The following is a 24477-nucleotide window of genomic DNA, read 5'->3' as shown; positions in this document are numbered from 1 at the left end:
TACAAAAACGGCCCGCTTTCGCGGGCCGTCTCGTTCATTCGGTCACCGAAGTTCCGAACCACTTGCCCCGCGTCTTGTCGTAATTCGCTTGCGGGTCGTATTTCTGGACCGGCAGGTTGAGCCGGTCGGCGGTCAACTGTCCGCTGGACGCCAGAACATTGAAGGCCGCCACCATCTCGTCGTGCTGGGCGCGGACCAGGAAGACGCGGGCGTTCAGCAGTTCCTGTTCCTGGTTCAGCACGTCGAGCACGGTGCGCGAGCCGACCTGCGCCTCCTGCCGGACGCCTTCCAGGGCGATCTGCGCCGCCTTGATCTGCGCCGAGTAGGACTCGATGCTGGCGCGCGCGGTCTGCAGGGCCTGCCAGGCGCTGACCGCCGATTCGGTCACCTGACGGCGGGCCTCCTCGATCTGCAGGCGGGCCTGATTGGCCGTCTGCTTGGCCTCGCGGACCAGGGCTTCGGGCTGGCCGGCCTGATAGAGCGGGATGGTCACCTGGGCGGTGATCTGCGCGCTGTCGGAGCGGTTCAGGTCGATGCCGGAGGAGCGGCCGGGATCATAGGTGCGGCTGCCGGAGGCCGACAGGTTCACCGACGGCAGCAGGCGGCCGTACTGCTGATCCACCGCCTCGCGCTGCGCCGCTTCGGTGTAGGAGGCGGACAGGACGTTCGGGTTGTTGGCGCGGGCCAGCTCGACCAGTTCGTCCAGGTTCTTCGGCAGGCGGAAGGCCGGCTTCGGCGCCTTCAGCTCGCCCGGAGCCGATCCGACCAGACGCTCGTAGGTCGCGCGCGAGGCGCGCAGCGTGCCTTCGGCCGAGATCTTCGAGGCGATGGCGGCCGACAGGCGCGACTCGGACTGGCTGACGTCGGTGCGGGTGTATTCGCCGACGCGGAAGCGGTCGCGGGCGGCGTCCAGCTGACGGCGCAGAACCTGCTCGTTGTTCATCTGCAGCTGCAGGATGGCCTGGTTCTGGACGATGTCCAGATAGGCCTGGGCGGCGGCCAGCAGCACCGACTGTTCCGACGCGATCAGGGTGGCGCGCTGCGCCTCGACCAGCCGTTCGGCACGGCGGACGGCCGGGGCGACGGTGGCGTCGTAGATCGGCTGGGTGGCGGTGACGCCGACGCTCTTGGGATTGGCTTCGGACCCCGTCGAGCCGCCGTCATACTTGCTGTTGCCCATCGAGCGGGAGATCCCGGCGGTCACGCGGGCGGTCGGGCGGTAGCCGGACAGCGCCTGCGGCACGCCTTCGTCGACGGCACGCAGACGGGCGCGCTGGGCGCCGATGGTCGGGTTGTTGGCATAGGCCTGGGCGAGGGCCTGTTCCAGGGACTGCGCCTGGGCCGTACCACCGCCGGTCACTGCTGTGCCCATCGTGGCGGTCAGGGTCAGGGCCGTCGCCAGCAGCCAGCGGCGCGCAAAACGGCTTCGCACGGTCATGTTCAGTAGACCTTCATGTTCGGGTCGATTCGGCGCGCCCAGGCATCGACACCGCCATCCAGGTTGATGGCGCGGTCGAAGCCCCTGGAACGCAGCCACATGGTGACCTGCGCGCTGCGGCCACCGTGATGGCACACGACGACGATGTCGCGATCCTTCGGCAGCTCGTCCACCCGGCCGGGAAGCCCGTTCATCGGGATGTGCAGGCTGTCGTCGATGGCGCACAGCGCAAACTCCCACGGCTCGCGCACGTCGAGGACGACCGGATCGTCACCGGCCTTGCGGCGGCGGTCCAGTTCTTCCACCTCGATCTCAAACGGCGCGGCCATGGGTGCTCACTTTCGTGCAAGGGCGACGGCGACGGTAGCGCAGAACCGCGCAGAGGTAAACTGCACGGTTCAGTTCAAGACCTGTCCAACCGGCGAATCCGGTCAGAACACGAAGGACGCCTTCTTCTCGAAGCCCGGCAGCGCATGCGGCTGGGCCTCGAACAGGATGCGGCTCGACACCACGCCGGCAGCCCGCTGGAACAGGCGGACCTCTCCGACGGCGCCCTTGCCCTGGACGATGGCGACGAGACGTCCGCCTTCCGCCAGCTGCTCGGTCAGCGCCGCCGGCACCTCCGGCACGGTACCTTCGACGACGATGACATCGTAAGGGGCGTTTTGGGCGTACCCCTCCGCCAGTTGGCCGGTGACGGCCTTGGCATTGGTGATGCCCTGCCCGGCCAGCGCAGCGGTCGCGGCGGCGGTCAGCCCCTCGTCGCAATCGAGGCCGACCACCGACGAGGCGAGACGGCCCAGCACCGCGGTGGAGTAGCCGCCGGCGGCGCCGACATCGAGCACTCGGTCGGTCTCCTGCACGGCGACGGCCTGCAGCATGCGGGCGAAGACCATCGGTTCCAGCAGGAAACGGCCCTTGCCGATGGGGAGGTCGTCATCGACATAAGCGACGCCGCGCGCCGTCTCAGGAACGAAGGCTTCGCGCGGAAGCTCCGACAGGACATCGACGAGACGTTGATCGGTCACCTTGTTGGGGCGGATCTGTCCCTCGACCATGAAATAGCGTGCGGCGGCGAAATCGGTCATGGCGGTCGCTTATTGATGTGTTGTGACGACACCGGCACCAAGCCGAACAGCGAACGGCTTCCTGCCATGGCGGTATATAGCCGCAAAGGCCTGGCGAACACAACGCCACGAGCGATCAGGCGTCCGGCCTTTGCCGGGTGTCGGGAAAACGGGTGGGGAAACCGCCGCCCGGATCGGCTTCGGGCGACCCGGCGAACGATGTTCAAAAATCGTCACCATTCGCCTTGACCGCTCCGTTCCGGGCCGCTATACCACCGCTCCACACCGAGGGCGCACCGGAAACGGCGCGCCGGTGCCGGTCAGGATGGCGCGGTGGCAGAGTGGTGATGCAGCGGACTGCAAATCCGTGTACGTGGGTTCGATTCCCGCCCGTGCCTCCATACCTGACGACAGTACAGCAGACGACCATATGGTCCGAACGCAGCCCCGCCCCCGGCGGGGCTTTTTGCGTTTGGGCCTTGTTTTCATTGGCGGATCGTCCTTCCCCCGCCCTCCCGAGCCCTGGGCTAAGAAAATTCATTTTCCTGTCGGAATTGGCTTGGCAGGGCCGGATGGTTCGGCTATACACCCGCCACGCCAACAACGGCGGCGGCCGAAAGGTCAGTCACCGATCCCGGTTAGCTCAGTTGGTAGAGCAGCGGACTGTTAATCCGCTTGTCGCTGGTTCGAGTCCAGCACCGGGAGCCAGATCGAAAAGGCCGGATGCCACACGCATCCGGCCTTTTCTTCTTTCGGCATCATTGCGCCTTGACTGTGGCGGTTAAGAAACCGAATTCGGTTTAAAGCAGTCGGGCTAGGACCGACGGTCGCCCAATGGGACAAGAACTAGTCCCAAAAGACGATCCTGATTTGCCGGAAGCGAAATGCCGCACCCGGCCGCACGGCGTTAGACTTGATAACAATCCGGACCCAGTCTTGGACCGGGCGTCTCCAGCCATGGAGGATCGCCGTGCTTATTCCATTCCACTCAGAACGTCTTCGCACCGCTCCGCCGGTCGACGGAACCGGCCGCGGTTCGCCCGATCCCGACGACCATCCGGTGCGGACGGTGGATTGCGTCACCGCGATCCTGCTGTTCCTGGCGGCCGTGCTGGTCGCCCTGTTGGCTTTCAGCACCGATTGGGACGGTCCGGCCACCGACAACCTCCCGCAGGCCTACGAGAACACCCCGGTCCTGGTGATCCCGCCCCACCCGCGGTGAGGCGGTCCTACTCCACCAGATCGTCATAGATGGTATCGCCGGAGTCCGACGGATCGCCACCGACCGCGGCGACAGCCACCCGTTTCCATTCCCCGCACCAGTCGGTGGACAGCGTGATGGGAAAATCGCCTTCGGGGCTGCGCGGCGTCACCACCGGCGGATAGCGCCGGCAGGTCCCCTTCGGCCCGCGCTGGCGGAGCCCCTGCCCCTCCCAGAAGCGGCAGGTGTAGCAGGTGTCGAGTCGCTTCATCGCGGACCGGTCTCCTTCCTTATGGCCGATTCTGCCGGCCGGCCACCCGGACCCGCTCCCGTCCGCCGTCAGGCGGTGGAGGGCGGCTTGCCCGGCCGCATCGTGTCGGCGCATCTGGCGTAATACGCCTTGATGTCGGCGTCCAGAACACTGCGGCGGCGTCCGTCCTCCGAGCCATCCGGAGCGTCGGTCAGGCGCTGGAATTCCTGCACGGCCTGTTCCAGTTCCTGTTCGCTGTTGATGGGCATGCTGTCGCCTTTCCTTTTCATTGTCCGGGTTCATTGTCCGGGCCGATTTCCGGTCTCCGACAGGACAACACCGGCCGGCGGCGGTATGTTTCCTCCCTCAAAGTCGCGGCCGGTGCCCGGCAGCGGCTTGATGAGCCGCGACTCGCGCGCAATGTCATGTCAGTGTCATCCGAGTCGCGACGGACAGGGCCGCGCGACAACGGGGTGCCCTTGGCCCTGCCTTGCGCGGGAGTGCGGCGTCATGCGGGTTGTCTCTGCACCGGTCGGGCCGCGGTTGGCGGCCGCCATTCTCCTTCTTGTCGGCATTCAGCTTGGCGCAGGCAGCGCGCGGGCAGCGGAGTCCGGGCAACTCGATCCGGATCGCGTCGTCCGCTCCGTCGTCGGCATCAGCGCCGTCGTGCCGCCGGACAGCCAGAGCGCACGCACGCTGGGAACCGACCGCGCGGGCAGCGGCGTCGTCATCGACGGGTCCGGCCTGATCCTGACCATCGGCTATACGGTGATGGAGGCCTCGCAGATCGAGGTCACCGCCGCCGACGGGCGCAGCTATCCCGCCAGCATGATCGCCTACGATCCCGTCAGCGGCTTCGGCCTGCTGCGGGCGGAGTTGGGGTTCACGGCCCCCTGGCTGCGGCTGGCGAACGCCGACGCGGTGAAGGAAGGCGACACGCTGCTGGCGCTCAGCGGCGGTGAGAATCGCAGCGCCACCGCCGTGAAGCTGGTCAGCAAGCGCGAGTTCGCCGGCTATTGGGAATATCTGCTGGACGAGGCTCTGTTCACCTTCCCGCCGATCCGCTCCTTCAACGGCGCCGCGTTGATCGACCGCGAGGGCCGGCTGGTCGGCATCGGATCGCTGCTGGTGATGGAGGCGGTGGAGGGCCGCGGCCTGCCCGGCAACATGTTCGTCCCGGTGTCGGCGCTGGAGCCGATCCTCGCAGACCTGCTCGCCTACGGCCGCCGCCAGGAGCCGGCCCGTCCGTGGCTGGGCGTTACCCTGCGCGAGGAGTTGGGCCGGCTGATGGTGGAGCGGGTATCGCCGCGCAGTCCCGCCGAGTCGGCCGGCCTGCGTCCGGGCGACTGGATCGTTGGCGTCGGCGGCCAGCGCTTCAGTGGACTGGCGGATTTCTACCGCAAGCTCTGGGGCCTGGGGCCGGCCGGCGTCGTCGTCCCGCTGGAGGTGATTCGCGGCGCCACCCTGACCCCCGTCCCGGTGACCTCGGCCGACCGCGTGCGCTTCCTGAGGCTGAACCCGACGCTGTGACGCCAGCACCTGCGCTTGTGGTGGGCGCGGCGGCGTAGCACCCTGTCGCAAACAGCCATCCGTGGGACCGCGCCGACCATGAACCATCCCGATATCGAGATCGTCGACAAGAAGACCCCCTACAAGGGCTTCCTCACCATCGACGTCTACCGCCTGCGCCACAAGAAGTTCGACGGAACCTGGACCGACGTGCTGCCGCCGCGCGAGGTGTGCGACCGCGGCGCGGCGGTGGGCGTGCTGCTGTACGATCCCGATCTCGACAGCGTGGTGATGATCGAGCAGTTCCGTGTCGGCTCGGCCGCGGCCGGCGGCCCGGCCTGGATGACGGAGATCGTCGCCGGGATGGTCGGCGAGGGCGAGAGCCCGGAGGACGTCGCCCGCCGCGAATCGCTGGAGGAGGCCGGCTGCACCATCCGCGAGATCGAGCCGATCTGCGATTACTATGTCAGCCCCGGCGCCTTCACCGAGGTCGTCACCGTCTTCTGCGGCCGGGTCGACAGCCGCAACCTCGCCGCGACCGGCGGCCTGGAGGAGGAGCATGAGGACATCCGGATTTTCGCACTGCCGGCCGACGAGGCGATCCGCCTGATGGACGAGAACCGCCTGCGCAACTCCGTCGCCATCATCGCCGTCGGCTGGCTCGCCCGCCACCGCGAGGGCTTGCGCAAGCGCTGGCTCGGTCAGGGGTGAGTGTGGCAGGTGCGGGTTGCCCCCTCCCTCCCCCGCTTCGCGGGAGAGGGGAATTTCGCAATACAGCGGCAGTTCCCTCTCCCGCGAAGCGGGGGAGGGTTAGGGAGGGGGCCATCGAAGCATGCACTCAGCAAATTTTACACTTCACTGCCGTTCAATGCAGCATTTCACACCGTCACCTTGAATCCGCGGCTCCCCGACCTGATAGTATCGTCAGCAATCCACACCTGACCTTGGGAGTACCCGTCTTGGACATCCGCAACGGCTTTATCGGCGCCATCGGCAACACGCCGCTGATTCGCCTGGAAGGGCCATCGAAGGCGACGGGCTGCGAGATCCTGGGTAAGGCGGAGTTCCTGAACCCGGGCGGATCGGTCAAGGACCGCGCGGCTCTCGCCATCGTGCGCGACGCGGAAAAGCGCGGCCTGCTGCGGCCCGGCGGCACCATCGTCGAGGGCACGGCCGGCAACACCGGCATCGGGCTGGCGCTGGTCGGCAACGCGCTCGGCTATCGCACCGTCATCGTGATGCCGGAGACGCAGAGCCAGGAAAAGAAGGACATGCTGCGCCTGATCGGCGCCGACCTGCGGCTGGTTCCGGCGGTTCCCTATTCCAACCCCGACAACTACGTCCGCTATTCCGGCCGGCTGGCCGAGGAACTGGCGAAGACGGAGCCGAACGGCGTCGTGTGGGCCAACCAGTTCGACAACACCGCCAACCGCGAAGGCCACCGCACCACCACCGGCCCGGAGATCTGGGAGCAGACCGGCGGCAAGGTAGATGCCTTCACCTGCGCGGTGGGCAGCGGCGGCACGCTGGCCGGCATCGCCATGGCTCTGAAGGAGCGGAACCCGAACATCCGCATCACGCTGGCCGACCCGATGGGTGCCGCCCTGTTCAGCTACTACACCAAGGGCGAGCTGAAGTCGGAAGGCAGCTCCATCACCGAAGGCATCGGCCAGGGCCGAATCACCGCCAACCTGGAACAGGCGCCGATCGACGATGCCCTGCAGATTCCGGATGAAGAAGCACTGCCGATCATCTTCGACCTGATCAAGACCCAGGGTCTGGTGCTGGGCGGCTCGTCGGGCATCAACATCGCCGCGGCGATGCGGGTGGCGCGCGACCTCGGCCCCGGGCACACGGTGGTGACCATCCTGTGCGACGGGGGGCAGCGTTACCAATCGAAGCTCTTCAATCCTGACTTCCTCCGTGAGAAGAATCTTCCTGTGCCAGACTGGCTGGCCTGATTCTCTTCGAGGGGGGATATGGACGCGCTTTTCCGCGAGGACGCCTACGCCCGCAACTGCGTCGCCACCGTCACGGCGGTGGACGACCGCGGCATCCGGCTCGACCGCACCGTCTTCTACCCGACCGGCGGCGGCCAGCCGGGCGACAGCGGGGTCCTGCGCTTCGACGGGTTCGAAGTCCGCATCAAGGACACAGTGAAGGGCGACGGCGGCCCCGACGACGTCATCCATGTGCCGGAAGAAGGGCAGGAGTTGCCCGGCCCCGGCACCGCGGTGGAGGCGGAGATCGACTGGGACCGCCGCTATCGTCACATGCGCATGCACACCGCTTTGCACCTGCTGTGCGCGGTGGTGCCGGGGTCGGTCACCGGCGGCCAGATCGGCGCGGACAAGAGCCGGCTCGACTTCAACGTCCCCGCTGAAGCCCTGGACAAGGATGCCATCGCCGAGGCGGTGAACCGGCTGATCGCCGCCGACACGCCGGTCGGCACCCGCTGGATCTCCGACGAGGAGATGGCGGCGCAGCCGGAGTTGGTGCGTACCATGTCGGTGAAGCCGCCGACCGGCAGCGGCCGAGTGCGCCTGCTGAATGTCGAGGGCGTCGATCTGCAGCCCTGCGGCGGCACCCATGTCGCCCGCACCGGCGAGATCGGCGGAATCGAGGTGACGAAGATCGAGAACAAGGGCAAGCAGAACCGGCGCGTCGTCATCGCGCTGAAGGACTGAGCCCGTCACCCCGATCTTCCGCCCGATAGATTCCTTTTCAAGGACGCGCAAAATGAGCGACAGCACCGTGGACCCGCTGACCGGCCCCGTCGTCTCCACCGACTGGCTTGGCCGCAACCTGGGCCGGCCCGGCCTGAAGATCCTCGACGGGTCCTGGCACATGCCGGCCCTGAAGCGCGACATCCGGGCGGACTTCGCCGCCTGCCGCATCCCCGGCGCCCGGCTGTGCGACGTCGACGAGGTCGCGGCGCCGGACACCGCCCCCCTGCCCCATATGGCTCCCGACGAAGCGACCTTCGCCACGAAGATCGGCGCGCTCGGCATCGGCGACGGCGACACCGTGGTGGTCTATGACAGCGCCGGCATGGCCACTGCGGCGGCCCGCGTCTGGTGGCTGTTCCGCCTGTTCGGCTTCGACCGGGTTGCGGTGCTGGATGGCGGCCTGCCGAAATGGCTGGCCGAGGGCCGCCCGACCGAATCGGGCGAGGCCGCCCCGGTCGAGCCGGCAGCCTTCACCGCGCGCAAGCGGCCGGAGTTGATCCGCAGCGCCGATCAGATTCTCGCCAACATCGACGCGCGCGCCGATCAGGTGACCGACGCCCGCGCCCAACCGCGCTTCGAAGGAGCGGTGGCGGAGCCCTGGCCCGGCCGGCGCAGCGGACGAATTCCCGGCAGCTTCAACCTGCCCCACACCGACCTGATCGACGCCGAGTCCAAGACCCTGCTGCCGCCGGACGCCATCGCCGCGAAGGCACGCGCCGCCGGGTTGGAGCTCGACCGGCCGGTCGTCGCCTCCTGCGGCAGCGGCATCACCGCCTGCGTCATCGCGCTCGGCCTCGCCACCGCCGGCAAGGCGGATGTGGCGATCTATGACGGCTCCTGGGCGGAATGGGGCCTGCGCGAGGATCTGCCGCTGGAAACCGGGCCGCGGCAACCGTGACCGGCCCTTTCACCGTCCGGCCCTGTACGGGGGAGGACTGCGACGCCGTCGTGGCGCTGTGGACCGCCTGCGGGCTGGTGGTGCCGTGGAACGACCCGGCGGCGGACTTCGCGCTGGCCCTGTCCAAGACCAGTTCGACCGTGCTGGCGGCAGTCGCGGATGACCGACTCGTCGCCACCGCCATGGTCGGGCAGGACGGCCATCGCGGCTGGATCTATTACGTCGCCGTCGATCCGGCTTTGCAGGGACGGGGGCTCGGCCGGCGCATGGTGGCGGAGGCCGAGGACTGGCTCACCGCCGCCGGCATGCCGAAGGTCCAGCTTCTCGTCCGCGAGACCAACCAACGGGTGCTGGCCTTCTATGAAAGGCTGGGCTATGCCAGATCGCCCGTCACGATGATGCAGAAATGGCTGACCAACCCTTCTCCCTGACCCGCCCCGCCGTACCCGCCGCCAGCCGGCCCGGCCTCCTGCCGGTGATCGTCACCTATCTGGAGATGAAGGCGCCGCCGACGCATGCGCCCGTGCGCCAGCCGGCCGGCAACCTCTCCCTGGTGCGGGCCAATCCGCCGACATGGTCCTTCTATCGGCACCTGTACGACACGGTGGGCGAACCCTGGCTGTGGCACGAACGCCGCCGTATGCCGCGCAAGGAGCTGGAGCGGTCGATCCACGATCCGCTGGTGGAGGTCTGGGTGCTGTATGTCGACGGCACGCCCGCCGGCTATGGCGAATTGGACCGGCGGACGCAGGAGACCGATCTTTCCTATTTCGGCCTGATCCCCGATTTCATCGGCCACAAGCTCGGTCCCTGGCTGCTCGACACCATCATCCGCAAGGCGTGGGACGGCGGCGCGACAAAGCTGGTCGTCAACACCTGCACCTTCGACCATCCGAAGGCGCTGCCGCTCTACCAGAGCATGGGGTTCGTCCCCACCCGCCATGTCGCCCGCGAGGTCCGCGACCCGCGCCTGGACGGCGTGCTGCCGCGCAGCGCCGGGGACCATATTCCGCTGGCCCGGTAAGTTGAGAGAGGGCGGCGACACTCCGCCGCCCAGTCTTCCCAGCCGAACCGTTACGCGCCCTCCGCGACCGCCAGCAGCCCATCCACATCGACCGCGGCTTCCAGCCGGTCGGCAACGGCGTCCAGCGCCCGCTCCACCGCCACGCCATAGGCCAGTTCCGACCCGTCGCCGCCCAGCCGGCGCAGATAGGCCGCACGGAAACCGTCTGCGCCGAACAGACCGTGCATATAGCAGCCGGCAACCCGCCCGTCCGCCGACTCCGCGCCGTCCGTCACACCGCCGGCAAGCTCCAGCATCGGCCGCGCCCGGTCCGGTCCCTCGGTGCGGCCCATATGCATCTCGTAGCCCGCCACCGCCGCGCCGCTGCGGCGCTCCGTGCCGCGAGCCTCCTCCAGCACCTTCGGCCCTTTCAGCACCGTCTCGACATCCAGCAGGCCGAGCCCCGCGGCCTCACCCGGCGGTCCCTCAATGCCGTCCGGATCGGCGATGCGCCGGCCCAGCATCTGATAGCCGCCGCAGATTCCCAGCACGCGCCCGCCACGCCGCCAATGCGCCAGCAGGTCGACGTCCCAGCCCTGAGCCCGCAGGAAGGCGAGGTCGGCGATCGTCGTCTTGGTGCCGGGCAGGATCACCAGATCGGCATCGCCCGGCAGCGGCTGGCCCGCACGCACCATGGTCAGCGCGACCCCCGGCTCCTGTGCCAGCGGATCGAAATCGTCGAAGTTGGCGATGTGCGGCAGCATCGGCACCGCCACGCGCAGCGCCCCGTCACCGGCCCTTCGCGGCCGGTCGAGCGCCACCGCATCCTCCGCCGGCAGGGTCGCCGCCTCGTGCAGCCAGGGCACCACGCCGAACCCGCGCCATCCGGTATGGTTCTCGATGATCCGCAGCCCTTCATCGAACAGGCGAACATCGCCGCGGAACTTGTTGATGAGAAAGCCCTTAATACGGTCCTGTTCAGATCTTGGTAGAAGTGCGTGGGTGCCGACCAGACTGGCGATCACGCCGCCGCGGTCGATGTCGCCGACCAGCAAGACCGGCACGTCGGCGGCCGTTGCGAAGCCCATGTTGGCGATGTCGCCGGCCCGCAGATTGACCTCCGCCGGGCTGCCGGCGCCCTCCACCACCACGATGTCGGCCTGGCCCCGCAGCTGCTCGAAACTGTCGAGCACGGTGCCCAGCAGTTCGCGCTTGCGCGCCTGATAGTCGGCGGCCCGCGCGGTGCCGACCACCACGCCGCGCACCACCACTTGGCTTCCCACGTCCGACTGCGGCTTCAGCAGCACCGGGTTCATGTGGACGCTGGGCGCCACGCCGCAGGCCCGCGCCTGCAGTGCCTGGGCGCGGCCGATCTCGCCGCCGTCGGCCGTGACCGCCGCGTTGTTGGACATGTTCTGCGGCTTGAACGGCCGGACGGTCAGCCCGCGCCGCACCAGCGCCCGGCACAGCCCGGCCACCAGCAGCGACTTGCCGACATCGGAGCCGGTGCCCTGCAGCATGATCGCGCGAGACCGCATGGCCCGAGATTGCATGGCTCAGAACTCGATGCCGGCCTGGGCCTTCACCCCGGCCTCGAACGGGTGCTTGACCAGCGTCATCTCGGTGACGAGGTCGGCGGCGGCGATCAGCTCCGGCTTGGCGTTGCGGCCGGTGATGCAGACATGCAGGTCCGGCCGGCGGGCGGCCAGCGTCGCCAGCACCTCGTCCAGCGGCAGATAGTCCATGCGCAGCACGATGTTCAGCTCGTCCAGCACGATCAGGCGATAGCGCGGGTCGGCCATCAGCTCCTTGGCCTTGGCCCAGGCGGCCTCGGCGGCGGCGATGTCGCGGGCACGGTCCTGGGTGTCCCAGGTGAAGCCTTCGCCCATCGTGTGGAAATCGACCAGATCCTCGAAACGCTCCAGCGCCACCGTCTCGCCGGTGGACCAGGCGCCCTTGACGAACTGCACCATGCCCACCCGCATGCCGTGGCCGACGGCGCGCATCATCAGGCCGAAGGCGGCGGTGGACTTGCCCTTGCCCTTGCCGGTGTGGACCATCAGCAGGCCCTTCTCCACAATCTTGGAGGCGAGCGCCCGCTCCTGCAACGCCTTGCGCCGCTTCATCTTCTCGGCGTGGCGGCGGTTGATCTCGTCGGTATCGGCAGTCATACGGGAGTCCCCTTCACGAACATCGGCAGACCGGCGACGGTCAGCACGACCCGCGGCGCCACGGCCGCGATGGATTGGTGCAGGCGCCCGGCATGGTCGCGGAAGCGGCGGGCCAGTGCGTTGTCGGGCACGATGCCCATCCCGACCTCGTTGGAGACCAGGACCACCCGGCCCGGCAGCGTCGGCAGAAGCTCCACCAGCGCCGCGCTCTCCGCCGCGATGTCGGCCTCCGCCATCATCAGGTTGGTCAGCCACAGGGTCAGGCAATCGACCAGGATGCCGGTGCCCTCGGCGGCATGGGCACGCAGGACCCCGATCAGATCGCGCGGCTCCTCCACCGTCGTCCAGTCCGGGCCGCGGTCGTCGCGATGCTTCGCCACCCGCTCCGCCATCTCCGAATCCCACACCTGCGAGGTGGCGATATAGACGCGCGGTCCGCCAAGCGCCGTCACCAGCCCCTCGGCATAGCGGCTCTTGCCCGACCGCGCGCCGCCCAGCACCAGCGTCAGATCGGCGCTCATTTCCAGGGCGTTCCGTCGCGATGCCGATAGGCGCCGTCGCGCCAGACCATGTCCTCGTCGGAATAGTCGATCTCGTCGCCGGCGCTGCGGTCGCCGACCTCCAGATAGCTGGCCGGACGGTCGCCGCGGTTGATCAGCCGGTGTCCGTCGGCGACTCCATGCGGGAAGCCGGCGCACATGCCGGCGGTCAACAGCGTCTCGCCGGCATCGGTCACCAGCGTCAGCTCCCCCTCCACCACATAGACGAACTCGTCCTGTTTGCTGTGCCAGTGGCGGAGAGCCGACGAGGCGCCGGGCGCCAGCCGGGTCAGGTTGACGCCGAAATTGCTGAGGCCCAGCGGATCGCCCAGCACGACCCGGTGTCTCCCGGCGACCTGCGCCCGGAACGGCTGCGGATAGTCGGTGGCGCCGGTTTCGGCGGCCAGCGTCGCGGGATCAAGGACCGGGGGGTTCGGCACGGGCGGTCTCCGGTGCTGCAGTGCGGGTCCGGACTGTCGCAAACCGCACCGGCGCCGTCAAACGGCTCAAGTCCCCTTACAGGGCAGGGTTGCCCGTCCCGCGGCTGGACAGCCGCCTGTTCGCCCACCATGCTTATTGCAATGCAAAACAACAACCTGCGATGCGATGTCGACCCTGGAAATCATCAGCCGCCGCCCTGCCGGCACGCCGAAAGCGCCGCCGCTCCTGTTCGTCCACGGCGCCTTCAGCGGCGCCTGGATCTGGGATGCCAAGTTCCTGCCCTGGTTCGCGTCGCGCGGGTGGGAAGCCCATGCCGTCTCACTGCGCGGCCATGGCAACAGCGAGGGGCGCGACCGGCTGCATGATTTCGGCATCGCCGATTACGTCGACGACGTGCTGGAGGCGGCGGATCGTCTCTCCTCCCCGCCGGTGCTGATCGGCCATTCCATGGGCGGCATGGTGGTGCAGCGCGCGCTGGCGAAGCGCCGGTTTCCCGCCGGCGTGCTGATGGCGTCCGCCCCGCCCTACGGCCTGCTGTCCTCCACCATGGGGCTGGCCTGGCGCTCGCCCTACGTGTTCCAGCAGATGTCGATGCTGATGACCTTCGGCGAGAAGGCGATCGACCCCGACGCCATCCGCCGCGCCATGTTCTCCGACAAGATGCCGCGCGCCGAAGCCGCCAAGTACGAGAGCGACCTGCAGGAGGAATCGCGCCGCGTGCTGCTGGACATCGGCGGCTGGATCCCCTTCCCCGTCCTGCCGCCGCGCGACAGGCCGATGCTGGTGATGGGCGCGGAGGAAGACCTGCTGTTCCCCCGCGCCGAGGTGGTCGCCACCGCCGCGGCGCTGGGAACGCAGCCGGTGTTCATGCCGGGCATGGGCCACGCGATGATGCTGGAGCAGGACTGGCAATCGGCTGCCGAGCGGGTAGAGGCGTGGATCGCCGCGACGGTGACCGCCGAAGTCGCCTGAGTCGGCCCTATCCCTTCGGCCGCTCCGACCGGGAATAGTTGCTGAAATGTCCCTCTTTCGCCGCCATCCGGCGGGCGGACTGGACGATGGCGCCGGACTTTCCCTCCGGCGCCACGTTCGACATCTGGCGGTTCAAATCGGCGCTGCCACAGGACGGGCAGGCGGGAGTCTCACCAGAGCGCACCAGGGTCTCGAACCCATGGTCGCAGGCCTTGCAGCGATAGGAATAGAGCGGCATCGCACCCTCGCGGAACGGATCGCATCGTCCCGAGCATGCCGCAATATCCATATTATTAAAATGGTTTTGTTGCGCCGCACCAGAATCGGTCAGGCCGCCGCCCCGCCGAAATCAAAGCCGGCCGCTTCGACCGCCTGCCGCACCACATCGGCCGGCACGCCGCCATCGACCAGTACGGTGCCGGTGGCGAGGTCGACGGTCACCGCGGCATCGGGGGCCGCCTTGGTGATCGCGTTGGAAACGGAGCGGGCGCAGCCGCCGCAGGTCATTCCATCCACCTTGTATGCATCGGCCATCGTCACGGGGCTCCCCTTTCGGTCGGGTCAGCCGCCGGCATGGTGCGTCCGCACCACCGCGCTGACCGGGACAAGAACGAAGCCACGCTTTTGCACATCCGGCAGCCAGGACGCCAGGGCGTCGATTGTCGCATCATGGGGGTGGCCGATGGCGACGGCATAGCCCTGCCGCTTTGCCACCTGTTCCGTCTTGGCAAGCTGGGCCTTCACCGCCGCCACCGTCTCCTCGTTGTCGAGGAAGATGTCGCGGCCGACCCAGGGCATCTTCAGCTCCTTCGCGAGCCCGATTCCGGCGCTGTTGGGCGTCGTCCGGCTGTCCAGCCACAGCAGCCCGCGGCGGTGCAGCTCCGTCAGCACCGGGGCCAGCGCCGCCCGGTCGGCGGTGAAGCGGCTGCCCATATGGTTGTTCACCCCGACATAGCCGTCGAAGCTGTCGAGCGCCGCGCGGAACCGCTTAACGATCTCGCCCTTGTCCAGCGAGACCAGCAGGGCGTTCGGCCCCGGATCGGCCTTGACGCTGGGCTCCATCGGCATGTGCAGCATCAGCTCATGCCCATTGGCCCGCGCCGCCTTCGATTGGGCCGACAGGTCGCGGGCATAGGGCAGCCAGGACAGGGTCAACGGACCGTGCAGCCCGGCCATCCGCGCCGAGCGTTTGCGGTCCAGTCCCATGTCGTCGATGACGATGGCGATGATCGGCCGGCCCGGCGGCACGTCGGCCGGCAGGGCGTTCTTGCGCCACAGCGCGGCATTGCCGCTCGGGGCCTGCACCGGCGGCTGGGCCGGGGGCGCCGGAGGCGGCAGCATCGCCACCGTCGTGGCGGGCGGACGCGCATCGGCCTTATCCTGCGCCGGCTTTTCCGGCACCGCATGTTCCGGCCCCTCAGCGGCGTGCTGGACCGGTGGTTCCGCCTTCACCGCCGGCGGCGCCGGCGCCGGGGGAGGCGCGGGCGGCACCGCGGCCTGCTGAACCGGCGCCTGCTGCGCCCGTTCGCCGCCCGATCGTCCACCGGTCAGCGTGGCGACGCCCATCGCCACGGCGAACACCGCGGCGACCGCGGCCAGGGCCAGAACGAAGGGGTTCGACAGAAAGGGGGGAAGCGACGTTTTGCGGACTTTCAAAGGCGCCTTGCGGGCCATGGTGACGATGTCCATCCTGCGTCCGGGGCGGCGCACAGTGGCACCCCGCCGCCGCCGCCGCAACCGCCCAAACGGTGCAAAAGGCCGGGGCGGCAAGCCTCCGGCGCCCACCCGGCCAAGCCCACCCTGAAGAGTTCGCCCGATGCGTCCCATCATTGTTACCGCAGCCCTTCTGCTGAGCGCCGCCGCCGCCCCGGCGCAGGCCGCCGGCGGTCTGCAATGCCCGGCCAGCCTGACGGTCCAGGCGCAGCCCGACGCCCCCGGCGGCTGGTCGCCCTACCCCGGCCGCGACAGCCATGGCTTTGCCGGCATCACCCTGATCGAGGGCGACCGCGCCAGCGAAATGACCAGCGCCTCGCCCGCCACCCTGGCCCCCGACCGCGAGGTCCGGCGCGGCCGCAGCATCGTCCAGGTGTGGGAGTTCACCGGCGCCCGGCGACGGAACGTCTTCCTGGTCTGCCGCTACCGCGACACCCAGGCGACGCTTGCCGCCGACCTGCCGCGCCACATCCGCCGCTGCACCCTGACGCTGGAGACCGACATCCGCGGCACCGTGCTGGACGACCCGAAGACCCCGCCGCAGCTCGACTGCCGGTGAAGCGGCGAAGTTCTGCGCGGAGGCTGGAAATCCGCCCCCTCAGCCGCTAGGGTGTCGGTCGTTGGAACAGGGCCGGAACGGCCCCGACGGTCAGGTGGAAGGCGGAAGGCGCATGCTGCTGCTCATCGATAACTACGACAGCTTTACCTACAACCTCGTCCATTACCTGGGCGAGCTTGGCGCCGACGTGCAGGTCCGCCGCAACGACGCGCTGACGGTGGACGAGGCGATGGCCCTGCGCCCCGACGGCATCGTGCTGTCCCCCGGCCCCTGCGATCCCGACCGCGCCGGCATCTGTCTGCCGCTGATCGACGCCGCCGCCAAGGCCCGCCTGCCGCTGTTGGGCGTCTGCCTGGGCCACCAGTCGATCGGCCAGTCCTTCGGCGGCCGGGTGATCCGCGCGCCGGTCCCGATGCACGGCAAGGTCGACAATATCCGGCATGAGGGCCGTGGCGTGCTCGCCGGCCTGCCCAGCCCGTTCCGCGCCACCCGCTACCATTCGCTGATCGTCGAGCGCGAGACGCTGCCCGCCTGCCTGGAAGTGACCGGCGAGACCGCCGACGGCCTCATCATGGCGCTGGCCCACCGCGAGCTGCCGATCCACGGCGTGCAGTTCCATCCCGAGAGCATCGAGAGCGAACACGGCCACAAGATCCTGCAGAACTTCCTGGATCTGACCAATCCCCGCCCGGAAAGCGCGGGCCTGGAGAACGCGGCATGAGCGGCGATCTGTCCGACATGAAGGCCATCCTGGGCAAGGTCGCCACCGGCGCCGCACTGACCGAGGCCGAGGCCGGCTTCGCCTTCGACATCATCATGTCCGGCAACGCCACCCCGTCGCAGATGGGCGGCTTCCTGATGGCGCTGCGCGTCCGCGGCGAAACGGTGGACGAAATCACCGGCGCCGCCCGCGTCATGCGCGCCAAGGCGATCCCGGTCGAGGCGCCTCCCGGCACCATCGACACCTGCGGCACCGGCGGCGATGGCGCCGGCACCTACAACATATCCACCGCGGCGGCGCTGGTGGTGTCGTCCTGCGGCGTGCCGGTCGCCAAGCACGGCAACCGTGCGATTTCGTCCAAGTCCGGCGCGGCCGACGTGCTGGGGTCGCTTGGCGTCAACCTCGACTGCGACTTCGCGCTGGTGCGCAAGGCGCTGTGGGATGCCCGGATCGCCTTCCTGATGGCGCCGCGCCACCACCTCGCCATGCGCAACGTCGGCCCGACCCGTGTCGAGCTCGGCACCCGCACCGTCTTCAACCTGCTGGGTCCGCTTGCCAACCCGGCGACGGCCAGGCGGCAGGTGCTCGGCGTCTTCTCCAAGCAGTGGGTGGAGCCGCTGGCCCAGGTGCTGAAACGGCTGGGGTCGGAGGCCGCCTGGGTCGTCCACGGCTCCGACGGGCTGGACGAGATCACCACCACCGGCCCCACCACCGTCGCCCAGTTGAAGGACGGCGAGGTGACGGTGTTCGAGGTGACGCCGGAGGATGCCGGCCTGCCCATCGCCCGCATCGAGGACCTGAAGGGCGGCGACGCCCAGGTCAACGCCGAGGCGATCCACGCCCTGTTCGACGGGGTGCGCAGCCCCTACCGTGACATCGTGCTGCTGAACGCCGCCGCCGCCCTGCATGTGGCCGGCAAGGCCGCGACGCTGAAGGACGGCGTGGCGATGGCCGCCGACGCCATCGACAGCGGCGGCGCCCGCGACCGCCTGCGCCGGCTGGTCGCCATCACCAACGAGGCGGTGGCCTGATGAGCGACGTTCTGACCCGCATCAACGACGACAAGCGCGCGCTGGTCGCCTCCCGCAAGGCCGCCCGGCCGCTGTCGGAGGTCGAGGCCGCCGCCAAGGCCGCCAACGCGACCAACCCGCCGCGCGGCTTCATCCGGGCGCTTGGCGCGGCGGTGGAGGCCGGGCGCTACGGCCTGATCGCCGAGATCAAGAAGGCCAGCCCGTCCAAGGGCCTGATCCGCGCCGACTTCGACCCGCCGGCCCTCGCCCGCGCCTATCGCGAGGGCGGGGCGACCTGCCTGTCGGTGCTGACCGACGAGCCCTATTTCCAGGGCAGGGACGAGTATCTGGTCGCCGCCCGCGCCGCGGTCGATCTGCCGGTGCTGCGCAAGGACTTCATGGTCGATCCCTATCAGATCGTGGAGGCCCGCGCGCTGGGCGCCGACTGCATCCTCATCATCATGGCCTCGCTGTCCGACGCCCAGGCGGCGGAGATCGAGGATGCCGCCATTGCGCAGGGCCTGGACGTGCTGGTCGAGGTTCATGACCGCGCCGAGTTGGACCGCGCGCTGCTGCTGAAGACGCCGCTGTTGGGCGTCAACAACCGCAACCTCAAGACTCTCGCCGTCGACATCGCGACGACGGAGGAACTGGCGGCCGACGTCCCGGCCGACCGCATGCTGGTGGCGGAAAGCGGGCTCTACACCCCCGCCGATCTGGCCCGCATGGCGAAGGTCGGGGCGCGCTGCTTCCTGGTCGGCGAATCGCTGATGCGGCAGGCAGACGTGACCGCCGCCACCCGCGCCCTGCTGGCGCCGGTGTGACGCCATGCCGGACATCGCCATAGCCGCGGAAAGCCCGCGCCAGGATGCGGTGATCTCGCTGGTGGCGGCGCTCGACCGCTATCTGCTGGACCTATATCCGGCGGACACCTGCCATTTGCTGGACATCGACTCCCTGGAGGCGCCGGACGTCCGCTTCTTCGTCGCCCGCAAGGACGGCGTTCCGGTCGGCTGCGCCGCACTCCGCGTCGATCCGGCCGGCTATGGCGAGGTCAAGCGCATGTATGTCGATCCCGACGCACGCGGCCATCGGATCGGCGACCGGCTGCTGGCGCGGCTGGAGGAACAGGCGCGGGCGGAGGCGCTGACAGCCCTCCTGCTCGAATCCGGCATCCACCAGCACGAGGCGCTGGCGCTCTACCGCAAGGCCGGCTTCACCGACCGCGGCCCCTACGCCTGCTATACGGAAAACGGCGTCAGCGTCTTCATGGAAAAACCGCTTCTGGAGACCGTGCGATGACCGGCTTCACCCATTTCGACGCCGAGGGCAAGGCGGTGATGGTCGACGTCTCCGACAAGGCGGAGACCGAACGCACCGCCACCGCCGCCGCCACCGTGCTGATGCAGCCGGAAACCCTGGCGCTGATCATGCAGGGCGGGGTGAAGAAGGGCGACGTTCTGTCGGTCGCCCGGCTGTCCGGCATCATGGGAGCCAAGCGCACGCCGGACCTGATCCCGCTGTGCCATCCGCTGATGCTGACCTCGGTCAAGGTCGACCTCTCCTGCGATCCCGCCCGCAACGCGGTGGACGTAACCGCCACCTGCAAGCTGAAGGGCCAGACCGGCGTGGAGATGGAGGCGCTGACCGCCGTCACCGTCGCGGCGCTGACCGTCTACGACATGTGCAAGGCGGTGGACCGCGGCATGACCATCACCGACGTCCGCCTGCTGCACAAGGCCGGCGGCAAGAGCGGGGAATGGGGTGCGTCCACCGCCCCATCCTCAGGAGCATAACCCGATGATCTCCGTCGCCGAGGCGCGCGCCCGCATCCTGTCGGCCTTCGCTCCTCTGCCGGCGGAGACCGTCGCCCTGCCCGACGCGCTCGGCCGCGTGCTGGCCGAACCGGTAACCGCCCGGCTGACCCAGCCGCCCTTCCACGCCGCCGCCATGGACGGCTGGGCAGTGCGCGCCGCCGACATCGCGGCCGCGACCGCCGAGGCACCCGTCCCCCTGCACCGCATCGGCGAATCCTCCGCCGGCCATGCGTTCGGCGGCAGCGTCGGCCCCGGTGAGGCGGTGCGTATCTTCACCGGCGCGCCCCTGCCGGACGGCGCCGATGCCGTGGTGATGCAGGAGGATTGCAGCGCCGACGACGACACCGTCCAAGTCGGCCGCGCCGTTTTCGCCGGCCGCTTCGTCCGGCAGGCCGGCTTCGACTTCACGTTGGGGCAGGAGCTTCTGCCGAAGGGCCGGCGCCTGACCGCGCGCGACATCGCGTTGGCCGCCGGCGGCAATGTGCCCTGGCTCTCGGTCCATCGCCGTCCGCGGATCGCCATCCTCGCCACCGGCGACGAGATCGCTCTGCCCGGCGACCCGCTGGGGCCGAGCCAGATCGTCAGCACCAACGCCCTCGGCCTCTGCGCCCTGGTGACCGCCCAGGGCGGTCTCGCCCACAATCTCGGCGTTGCGAAAGATACACCGGAGAGTGTGGCGGCCCTGGCGAAAGGCGCCGCCGGCTGCGACCTGCTGGTCACCACCGGCGGTGCCGCCCATGGCGACTACGATTTCGTGCGCGACGTGCTGGCCGAACGCGGCGTGGCGCTTGAGGTGCAGACCGTGGCGATGCGGCCGGGCAAGGCGCTGATGTTCGGCCGGGCCGGATCGGTGCCGCTGCTGGGCCTGCCCGGCAATCCGGTGTCCACCGGCGTCACCGGCGTCCTGTTCCTGCGCCCGATCCTGCGCCTGCTGCAGGGCCTGCCGCCCGAGGACGACCGTCCGCCGCTGCGCGCCCGCCTGACCACAGCACTGAAGGCCAACGACCGGCGCGAGGAATATCTGCGCGCCACGCTCGCGGCCGGCCCCGACGGCGTTCTGACCGTCACGCCCTTCGCCCGGCAGGACAGCGCCATCACCACGCTCTACGCCCAGGCCGACTGCCTGATCCCCCGCCCGCCCAACGCCGATCCGGAACCGGCCGGCGCCATGGTGACCGTGCTTTCTTTGACCGATGGAGCGCTCAGCATCTAGACTTGGCGACAGGGCCCCGAAGGCGGATTGAACAGTTGAACAGCACCCCGAAAACTGTTCCATGCTGTTCCAAATGTTCCATTCAAGTTCTAAAAGAAGCCGACGGAGGGCTTGACGCGCGGCAGGAACCAAACTAGAACATGGAGGCAACGTTTGGTTTTTGTTCCATCTTCAGTCTGGCGACGGCCGGGAGGCATCAATGCTCACGCGCAAGCAGCACGAATTGCTGCTGTTCATCCACGAACGGCTCGGCCAGGGCGGTGTCTCGCCGTCGTTCGACGAGATGAAGGACGCCCTGGGGCTGAAGTCCAAGTCGGGCATCCATCGCCTCATCACCGGACTTGAGGAACGCGGCTTCATCCGCCGCCTGCCGCACCGCGCCCGTGCGCTGGAGGTTCTCCGCCTGCCCGAGGGCCTTGACGCCGCCCGCGGCCGCACCGCAGCGCCCAAGCCGAAGTTCCAGCCGAACGTCATCAAGGGCGATTTCGCCTTCGCCGGCCGCGACACCACGCCTTCCGCCGCGACGCCCGCCGCCGCCAACGAGACCGTTCAGCTTCCGCTCTACGGCCGCATCGCCGCCGGCACGCCGATCGAGGCCCTGCGCGACAACAGCGCCTTCGTCGACATCCCCGCCTCGATGCTGACCGCCGGCGACCATTACGCGCTGGAGGTTTCCGGCGACTCGATGATCGAGGCCGGCATTCTCGACCACGACACCATCATCATCCAGCGCTGCGACGCGGCGGAGAACGGCACCATCGTCGTCGCCCTGGTCGATGAGGGCGAGGTGACGCTGAAGCGCCTGCGCCGCAAGGGCAACACGGTGGCTCTGGAACCCGCCAACGCCGCCTACGAAACCCGCATCTTCGGCGCCGACCGCGTCCGCGTGCAGGGCAAGCTGGTCGGACTCGTCCGCAAGTACTGAGTCCTTGTTGACCCCTCCCCAACCCTCCCCCACCTTCGGTGGGAGAGGGAGTGAGCGGCAGAGCAGCGGAGTTCCCTCTCCCGCGATCGGACCGGCCTTTGGCCGGCCGAGTGCGGGGGAGGGATAGGGAGGGGGCAACAGCATCTCTCACCTCCCCCCTGTCCAGGGCCGATCGCCCCTAAGCCCCCGCACCGTCTCCACCCGGACACCCCCGGCCGTCACCGTCAGCGTATGCGCCCCTTCATGCCGCAACGCCCAGCGGTCGACCACCAATCCGGCCCAGCACCCCCGCGCCACCGCCGCCGTCACCACCGCATCCACCGCTCCGCAGTCCTCGTCCAGCGCGTCCGGCAGCCGCGGCAGGGCCACTGTCCTCCCCCGCACTTGGTACAAACACCCCAGTGCATCGCAACTGAGCGACCGCTCTCCCTCGCTCCATCCCCCAGCCGCCGGCCAGGGGTCCGCCGCCGTCCGCTCCCCATCCCGCTCCCGCCAGGTTCCGGTCACCCGTCCGCCACTCTTCACCGAGGCACTGAGCCGCCCATCCGGCAGCCTCACCGCCGCGACGGCGCCATCCCCGGACACCAGCACGTCGGGCCGCTCCACCAGCATCGGCGAGATCAACCCCGCCAGGATCGGCAGCATTCCCAGCCACCGCCAACGCTGCGTCCAAATGCTCAGCCAGAGCCCGCCCGCCACCAGCGCCGCGAATCCCTCCATCGGCATCGCCGGCACCGTCAGCGATGCCCAAGGCAGCCGGCCGAAGAACTCCGCGGTCCAGATCACCGCGCGGTCGCCCCAATTCATGGCGATCAGCGCCGGTGCCTCCAGCCCGAACGGCAGCAGCGCGTAGGCGATCAGGCTCCACGGCATGACCCAGAAGGAGGTGATCGGAATCGCGATCAGATTCGACAGCACTCCATAAAAAGCGATCTGCTGAAAGTGGAAGAGCGAGAAGGGTAAGGTCGCCAGCGTCGCCACCACGCTGGTCAGCAGGATCCCGCCGACATAGAACACCCCGCGCCCAAACCATCCCGCGTCGCGCCGCCATTCCGCCAGCCTGACGCTGCCGCGCTCGAACGCCGCGATCAGCGCCACCACCGCCGCGAACGACATCTGGAAGCTCGGCCCCAGCATTCCCTCCGGGTCCATGGCGATGGTGACCAGCCCGGCGAAGGCGACCAGCCGCATGCTCAGCGGATGGCGGTCCAGCATGATCGCTCCCATCACCATCCCGGTCATCAGCACCGACCGCACCGTCGGCAGCGGCGCCCCGACCAGCAGGGTGTAGGCAAGCGCCGACAGAATGCCGAACAGCGCCGCGATCTTCTTGATCGGCCACCGCAGCGCGATATAGGGCACCGCCGCCAGCAGCGCCCGCACCACATAGAACAGGATGCCCGCCGCGATGCCGACATGCAGTCCGGAGATCGACAGCAGATGCGCCAGCCCGCTGTTGCGGAAGTCGTCCAGCGTCGCCTCGGGAATGCCGAACTCCTCCCCGTTCAGCAGCGCGGTGGTGACGCTCGCCTCCACCGGGTCGCCGATCGCCGCCGCAACCCGCTCGGCGATGGCTCCCCGCGCCCGCTCGAAGGCGATGGACACCGTGCTCCATCCCGTGACCGGCGGCGCCTCCACCTGCTCCACCGCCCCCGTGGCGAATCCGGTCCCGCCCAGCCCCATGAACCAGGCCCGCCGCTGGAAGTCGAAGGCGCCGGGTTCGGCCGGAGCTTGCGGCGGCAGCAGCGTCGCCCGCAGACGAACCACCGATCCCGGAGCGGGCGCGGGATTGCGGTCGGACAGGCGGATTCTCAGCGCGGCCGGTGTCCGCTCCGGTGCCAGCCTGCTGACCGTCGCCTCGCGCAATGTGATCCGCACCGCCCCCGGCCGCCGCTCAACCGCCATCACCCGGCCGATGACGGTGGCGCCGGCTATGCTTCGGGTCAGGACCGGCGCCGCCATGCGGATCGTATGCGCCTGCGCCACCAGAAATCCGGCCGCCACCATCAGCAGAGCCATCGCCACTCCGGCCAATGCGAACCAGCGCCGCACCGCCAGCAGCAGCACCGTCGCCGCGCCGACCGCCGCAAGCCCGCCCCACCAGACAGGCTCCTGCCGCAACCCGAAATACAGCGATACCCCTGCCCCGAAGGCGACGGGCAGCCACAGAACCCAACGCTCCCCCTCCGACCCGGCCCATGCGGCGAGTCGCTCCCACACGCGCGCCAACAGGCGCCGCCACCGTCCGCCGAGTGCCGGTGGGTCGTCCGCCTCTTCCTCCGGCCAGCCGGCGGTCGTCAC

At 69.2% G+C, this 24477-nt stretch carries 30 protein-coding genes and 2 tRNA genes; 19 read left to right on the top strand and 13 right to left on the bottom strand.

Going from position 1 to position 24477, the window contains the following annotated elements; all coding sequences use genetic code 11:
* Positions 1-34: 34 nt before the first annotated feature.
* The 3 genes from PWS46_RS05165 to PWS46_RS05155 form a co-directional block, all read right to left on the bottom strand.
* The gene (locus tag PWS46_RS05165; RefSeq protein WP_434618933.1) at positions 35-1438 is read right to left on the bottom strand and encodes a TolC family outer membrane protein; all 1404 of its coding nucleotides are present in this window, start codon (positions 1436-1438) and stop codon (positions 35-37) included.
* Between the two features lie 2 nt (positions 1439-1440).
* Positions 1441-1767 (bottom strand): rhodanese-like domain-containing protein, encoded by a 327-nt coding sequence (locus PWS46_RS05160; protein WP_085089264.1) that lies wholly within the window; start codon positions 1765-1767, stop codon positions 1441-1443.
* A gap of 102 nt (positions 1768-1869) precedes the next feature.
* On the bottom strand, positions 1870-2526 hold the full coding sequence (locus PWS46_RS05155; RefSeq protein ID WP_434618930.1) for a protein-L-isoaspartate O-methyltransferase family protein: 657 nt from the start codon (positions 2524-2526) through the stop codon (positions 1870-1872).
* Positions 2527-2832: 306 nt separating this feature from the next.
* On the opposite strand from PWS46_RS05155, the gene PWS46_RS05150 reads away from it, so the two are divergent.
* From PWS46_RS05150 to PWS46_RS05140, 3 genes are all read left to right on the top strand, one after another.
* Positions 2833-2906, top strand: a tRNA-Cys gene (locus PWS46_RS05150).
* Between the two features lie 231 nt (positions 2907-3137).
* Positions 3138-3213 (top strand) — tRNA-Asn (locus tag PWS46_RS05145).
* Between the two features lie 262 nt (positions 3214-3475).
* Entirely contained in the window at positions 3476-3727 is a 252-nt protein-coding gene (locus tag PWS46_RS05140; RefSeq protein ID WP_434618927.1) for a hypothetical protein, read from the top strand.
* Positions 3728-3734: 7 nt separating this feature from the next.
* Here PWS46_RS05140 and PWS46_RS05135 read toward each other — a convergent pair whose 3' ends face one another.
* Positions 3735-3977: a hypothetical protein gene (locus PWS46_RS05135; protein WP_434618924.1), complete on the bottom strand. Its 243-nt coding sequence runs from the start codon at positions 3975-3977 to the stop codon at positions 3735-3737.
* Between the two features lie 68 nt (positions 3978-4045).
* Positions 4046-4225 (bottom strand): hypothetical protein, encoded by a 180-nt coding sequence (locus tag PWS46_RS05130; protein WP_434618921.1) that lies wholly within the window; start codon positions 4223-4225, stop codon positions 4046-4048.
* Positions 4226-4466: 241 nt separating this feature from the next.
* Between PWS46_RS05130 and PWS46_RS05125 the strand changes: the two genes are divergently transcribed.
* The 7 genes from PWS46_RS05125 (at position 4467) to PWS46_RS05095 (ending at position 10116) form a co-directional block, all read left to right on the top strand.
* Positions 4467-5486, top strand: coding sequence for a S1C family serine protease (locus tag PWS46_RS05125; RefSeq protein WP_434618918.1), 1020 nt, complete (start codon positions 4467-4469; stop codon positions 5484-5486).
* 78 nt (positions 5487-5564) lie between these two features.
* Positions 5565-6176, top strand: a complete 612-nt coding sequence (locus PWS46_RS05120; RefSeq protein WP_434618915.1) for an NUDIX domain-containing protein — start codon at positions 5565-5567, stop codon at positions 6174-6176.
* 248 nt (positions 6177-6424) lie between these two features.
* Positions 6425-7426, top strand: coding sequence for a cysteine synthase A (locus tag PWS46_RS05115; protein ID WP_109151359.1), 1002 nt, complete (start codon positions 6425-6427; stop codon positions 7424-7426).
* Positions 7427-7444: 18 nt separating this feature from the next.
* Positions 7445-8152, top strand: coding sequence for an alanyl-tRNA editing protein (locus PWS46_RS05110; RefSeq protein WP_434618912.1), 708 nt, complete (start codon positions 7445-7447; stop codon positions 8150-8152).
* A 52-nt stretch (positions 8153-8204) separates the two neighbouring features.
* Entirely contained in the window at positions 8205-9092 is an 888-nt protein-coding gene (locus PWS46_RS05105; protein WP_434618909.1) for a rhodanese-like domain-containing protein, read from the top strand.
* The gene (locus tag PWS46_RS05100) at positions 9089-9523 is read left to right on the top strand and encodes a GNAT family acetyltransferase (RefSeq protein ID WP_434618906.1); all 435 of its coding nucleotides are present in this window, start codon (positions 9089-9091) and stop codon (positions 9521-9523) included. Before PWS46_RS05105 ends, PWS46_RS05100 begins: the two co-directional genes overlap by 4 nt.
* On the top strand, positions 9499-10116 hold the full coding sequence (locus PWS46_RS05095) for a GNAT family N-acetyltransferase (RefSeq protein WP_434618903.1): 618 nt from the start codon (positions 9499-9501) through the stop codon (positions 10114-10116). The genes PWS46_RS05100 and PWS46_RS05095 overlap by 25 nt, the downstream gene beginning before the upstream one ends.
* 50 nt (positions 10117-10166) lie before the next feature.
* Here PWS46_RS05095 and PWS46_RS05090 read toward each other — a convergent pair whose 3' ends face one another.
* From PWS46_RS05090 to PWS46_RS05075, 4 genes are read right to left on the bottom strand one after another with little or no spacing between them, the layout of a single operon-like run.
* Entirely contained in the window at positions 10167-11633 is a 1467-nt protein-coding gene (locus PWS46_RS05090; RefSeq protein ID WP_434618900.1) for a cobyric acid synthase, read from the bottom strand.
* An 18-nt stretch (positions 11634-11651) separates the two neighbouring features.
* Positions 11652-12266 (bottom strand): cob(I)yrinic acid a,c-diamide adenosyltransferase, encoded by a 615-nt coding sequence (gene cobO, locus PWS46_RS05085; RefSeq protein WP_434618897.1) that lies wholly within the window; start codon positions 12264-12266, stop codon positions 11652-11654.
* Complete coding sequence (gene cobU, locus PWS46_RS05080) at positions 12263-12787, bottom strand: bifunctional adenosylcobinamide kinase/adenosylcobinamide-phosphate guanylyltransferase (protein ID WP_434618894.1); 525 nt, start codon at positions 12785-12787, stop codon at positions 12263-12265. Before cobU ends, cobO begins: the two co-directional genes overlap by 4 nt.
* Positions 12784-13245 (bottom strand): cupin domain-containing protein, encoded by a 462-nt coding sequence (locus PWS46_RS05075; protein WP_434618891.1) that lies wholly within the window; start codon positions 13243-13245, stop codon positions 12784-12786. Before PWS46_RS05075 ends, cobU begins: the two co-directional genes overlap by 4 nt.
* A gap of 166 nt (positions 13246-13411) precedes the next feature.
* Between PWS46_RS05075 and PWS46_RS05070 the strand changes: the two genes are divergently transcribed.
* Positions 13412-14218, top strand: a complete 807-nt coding sequence (locus PWS46_RS05070; protein WP_434618888.1) for an alpha/beta hydrolase — start codon at positions 13412-13414, stop codon at positions 14216-14218.
* Between the two features lie 7 nt (positions 14219-14225).
* On the opposite strand, the gene PWS46_RS05065 is transcribed toward PWS46_RS05070, so the two are convergent.
* From PWS46_RS05065 to PWS46_RS05055, 3 genes are all read right to left on the bottom strand, one after another.
* A complete protein-coding gene (locus PWS46_RS05065; RefSeq protein WP_434618885.1) occupies positions 14226-14456 on the bottom strand; it encodes an FmdB family zinc ribbon protein in 231 nt (76 codons plus the stop codon).
* Positions 14457-14545: 89 nt separating this feature from the next.
* The gene (locus PWS46_RS05060; protein ID WP_109151369.1) at positions 14546-14752 is read right to left on the bottom strand and encodes a heavy-metal-associated domain-containing protein; all 207 of its coding nucleotides are present in this window, start codon (positions 14750-14752) and stop codon (positions 14546-14548) included.
* A 27-nt stretch (positions 14753-14779) separates the two neighbouring features.
* Positions 14780-15907 (bottom strand): divergent polysaccharide deacetylase family protein, encoded by a 1128-nt coding sequence (locus PWS46_RS05055; RefSeq protein ID WP_434618881.1) that lies wholly within the window; start codon positions 15905-15907, stop codon positions 14780-14782.
* 127 nt (positions 15908-16034) lie between these two features.
* Here PWS46_RS05055 and PWS46_RS05050 point away from each other — a divergent pair, with 127 nt between their 5' ends.
* The 8 genes from PWS46_RS05050 to lexA all read left to right on the top strand — a co-directional run bounded on the left by PWS46_RS05050 (position 16035) and on the right by lexA (position 22176).
* Positions 16035-16490 (top strand): STY0301 family protein, encoded by a 456-nt coding sequence (locus PWS46_RS05050; RefSeq protein WP_434618879.1) that lies wholly within the window; start codon positions 16035-16037, stop codon positions 16488-16490.
* A 112-nt stretch (positions 16491-16602) separates the two neighbouring features.
* Positions 16603-17211, top strand: coding sequence for an anthranilate synthase component II (locus PWS46_RS05045; RefSeq protein WP_434618876.1), 609 nt, complete (start codon positions 16603-16605; stop codon positions 17209-17211).
* Complete coding sequence (gene trpD, locus PWS46_RS05040) at positions 17208-18242, top strand: anthranilate phosphoribosyltransferase (RefSeq protein WP_434618873.1); 1035 nt, start codon at positions 17208-17210, stop codon at positions 18240-18242. The genes PWS46_RS05045 and trpD overlap by 4 nt, the downstream gene beginning before the upstream one ends.
* Complete coding sequence (gene trpC, locus PWS46_RS05035) at positions 18242-19045, top strand: indole-3-glycerol phosphate synthase TrpC (protein WP_434618870.1); 804 nt, start codon at positions 18242-18244, stop codon at positions 19043-19045. The genes trpD and trpC overlap by 1 nt, the downstream gene beginning before the upstream one ends.
* Positions 19046-19049: 4 nt before the next feature.
* Complete coding sequence (locus PWS46_RS05030; protein WP_434618868.1) at positions 19050-19523, top strand: GNAT family N-acetyltransferase; 474 nt, start codon at positions 19050-19052, stop codon at positions 19521-19523.
* Positions 19520-20017, top strand: a complete 498-nt coding sequence (gene moaC / locus PWS46_RS05025) for a cyclic pyranopterin monophosphate synthase MoaC (protein ID WP_434618865.1) — start codon at positions 19520-19522, stop codon at positions 20015-20017. Before PWS46_RS05030 ends, moaC begins: the two co-directional genes overlap by 4 nt.
* Positions 20018-20021: 4 nt before the next feature.
* Positions 20022-21251, top strand: coding sequence for a molybdopterin molybdotransferase MoeA (locus PWS46_RS05020; RefSeq protein ID WP_434618862.1), 1230 nt, complete (start codon positions 20022-20024; stop codon positions 21249-21251).
* Between the two features lie 199 nt (positions 21252-21450).
* Positions 21451-22176 (top strand): transcriptional repressor LexA, encoded by a 726-nt coding sequence (gene lexA, locus PWS46_RS05015; protein ID WP_434618859.1) that lies wholly within the window; start codon positions 21451-21453, stop codon positions 22174-22176.
* 147 nt (positions 22177-22323) lie between these two features.
* Here the strand turns inward: lexA and PWS46_RS05010 are convergent, their stop codons facing one another.
* On the bottom strand, positions 22324-24477 hold the full coding sequence (locus PWS46_RS05010; protein WP_434618856.1) for a ComEC/Rec2 family competence protein: 2154 nt from the start codon (positions 24475-24477) through the stop codon (positions 22324-22326).

The sequence above is a fragment of the Azospirillum sp. B2RO_4 genome, assembly GCF_051124815.1.
GTDB lineage: Bacteria > Pseudomonadota > Alphaproteobacteria > Azospirillales > Azospirillaceae > Azospirillum.
The sequence above is the reverse complement of the archived record's forward strand: the minus strand, read 5'-3'. Positions and strand labels throughout refer to the sequence as shown.

Excerpts from the sequence above, each read along its gene's own strand:
- PWS46_RS05070 (WP_434618888.1), top strand. The coding sequence starts at position 13,412 with ATGTCGACCCTGGAAATCATCAGCCGCCGCCCTGCCGGCACGCCGAAA.
- PWS46_RS05110 (WP_434618912.1), top strand. The coding sequence starts at position 7,445 with ATGGACGCGCTTTTCCGCGAGGACGCCTACGCCCGCAACTGCGTCGCC.
- PWS46_RS05120 (WP_434618915.1), top strand. The coding sequence starts at position 5,565 with ATGAACCATCCCGATATCGAGATCGTCGACAAGAAGACCCCCTACAAG.
- PWS46_RS05065 (WP_434618885.1), bottom strand. The coding sequence starts at position 14,456 with ATGCCGCTCTATTCCTATCGCTGCAAGGCCTGCGACCATGGGTTCGAG.
- cobU (WP_434618894.1), bottom strand. The coding sequence starts at position 12,787 with ATGAGCGCCGATCTGACGCTGGTGCTGGGCGGCGCGCGGTCGGGCAAG.
- PWS46_RS05165 (WP_434618933.1), bottom strand. The coding sequence starts at position 1,438 with ATGACCGTGCGAAGCCGTTTTGCGCGCCGCTGGCTGCTGGCGACGGCC.
- PWS46_RS05095 (WP_434618903.1), top strand. The coding sequence starts at position 9,499 with ATGGCTGACCAACCCTTCTCCCTGACCCGCCCCGCCGTACCCGCCGCC.
- PWS46_RS05090 (WP_434618900.1), bottom strand. The coding sequence starts at position 11,633 with ATGCGGTCTCGCGCGATCATGCTGCAGGGCACCGGCTCCGATGTCGGC.
- cobO (WP_434618897.1), bottom strand. The coding sequence starts at position 12,266 with ATGACTGCCGATACCGACGAGATCAACCGCCGCCACGCCGAGAAGATG.
- PWS46_RS05135 (WP_434618924.1), bottom strand. The coding sequence starts at position 3,977 with ATGAAGCGACTCGACACCTGCTACACCTGCCGCTTCTGGGAGGGGCAG.
- PWS46_RS05060 (WP_109151369.1), bottom strand. The coding sequence starts at position 14,752 with ATGGCCGATGCATACAAGGTGGATGGAATGACCTGCGGCGGCTGCGCC.
- PWS46_RS05155 (WP_434618930.1), bottom strand. The coding sequence starts at position 2,526 with ATGACCGATTTCGCCGCCGCACGCTATTTCATGGTCGAGGGACAGATC.
- PWS46_RS05055 (WP_434618881.1), bottom strand. The coding sequence starts at position 15,907 with ATGGACATCGTCACCATGGCCCGCAAGGCGCCTTTGAAAGTCCGCAAA.
- PWS46_RS05125 (WP_434618918.1), top strand. The coding sequence starts at position 4,467 with ATGCGGGTTGTCTCTGCACCGGTCGGGCCGCGGTTGGCGGCCGCCATT.
- PWS46_RS05160 (WP_085089264.1), bottom strand. The coding sequence starts at position 1,767 with ATGGCCGCGCCGTTTGAGATCGAGGTGGAAGAACTGGACCGCCGCCGC.
- PWS46_RS05030 (WP_434618868.1), top strand. The coding sequence starts at position 19,050 with ATGCCGGACATCGCCATAGCCGCGGAAAGCCCGCGCCAGGATGCGGTG.
- lexA (WP_434618859.1), top strand. The coding sequence starts at position 21,451 with ATGCTCACGCGCAAGCAGCACGAATTGCTGCTGTTCATCCACGAACGG.
- PWS46_RS05105 (WP_434618909.1), top strand. The coding sequence starts at position 8,205 with ATGAGCGACAGCACCGTGGACCCGCTGACCGGCCCCGTCGTCTCCACC.
- PWS46_RS05045 (WP_434618876.1), top strand. The coding sequence starts at position 16,603 with ATGCTGCTGCTCATCGATAACTACGACAGCTTTACCTACAACCTCGTC.
- PWS46_RS05050 (WP_434618879.1), top strand. The coding sequence starts at position 16,035 with ATGCGTCCCATCATTGTTACCGCAGCCCTTCTGCTGAGCGCCGCCGCC.
- PWS46_RS05130 (WP_434618921.1), bottom strand. The coding sequence starts at position 4,225 with ATGCCCATCAACAGCGAACAGGAACTGGAACAGGCCGTGCAGGAATTC.
- trpC (WP_434618870.1), top strand. The coding sequence starts at position 18,242 with ATGAGCGACGTTCTGACCCGCATCAACGACGACAAGCGCGCGCTGGTC.
- trpD (WP_434618873.1), top strand. The coding sequence starts at position 17,208 with ATGAGCGGCGATCTGTCCGACATGAAGGCCATCCTGGGCAAGGTCGCC.
- moaC (WP_434618865.1), top strand. The coding sequence starts at position 19,520 with ATGACCGGCTTCACCCATTTCGACGCCGAGGGCAAGGCGGTGATGGTC.
- PWS46_RS05020 (WP_434618862.1), top strand. The coding sequence starts at position 20,022 with ATGATCTCCGTCGCCGAGGCGCGCGCCCGCATCCTGTCGGCCTTCGCT.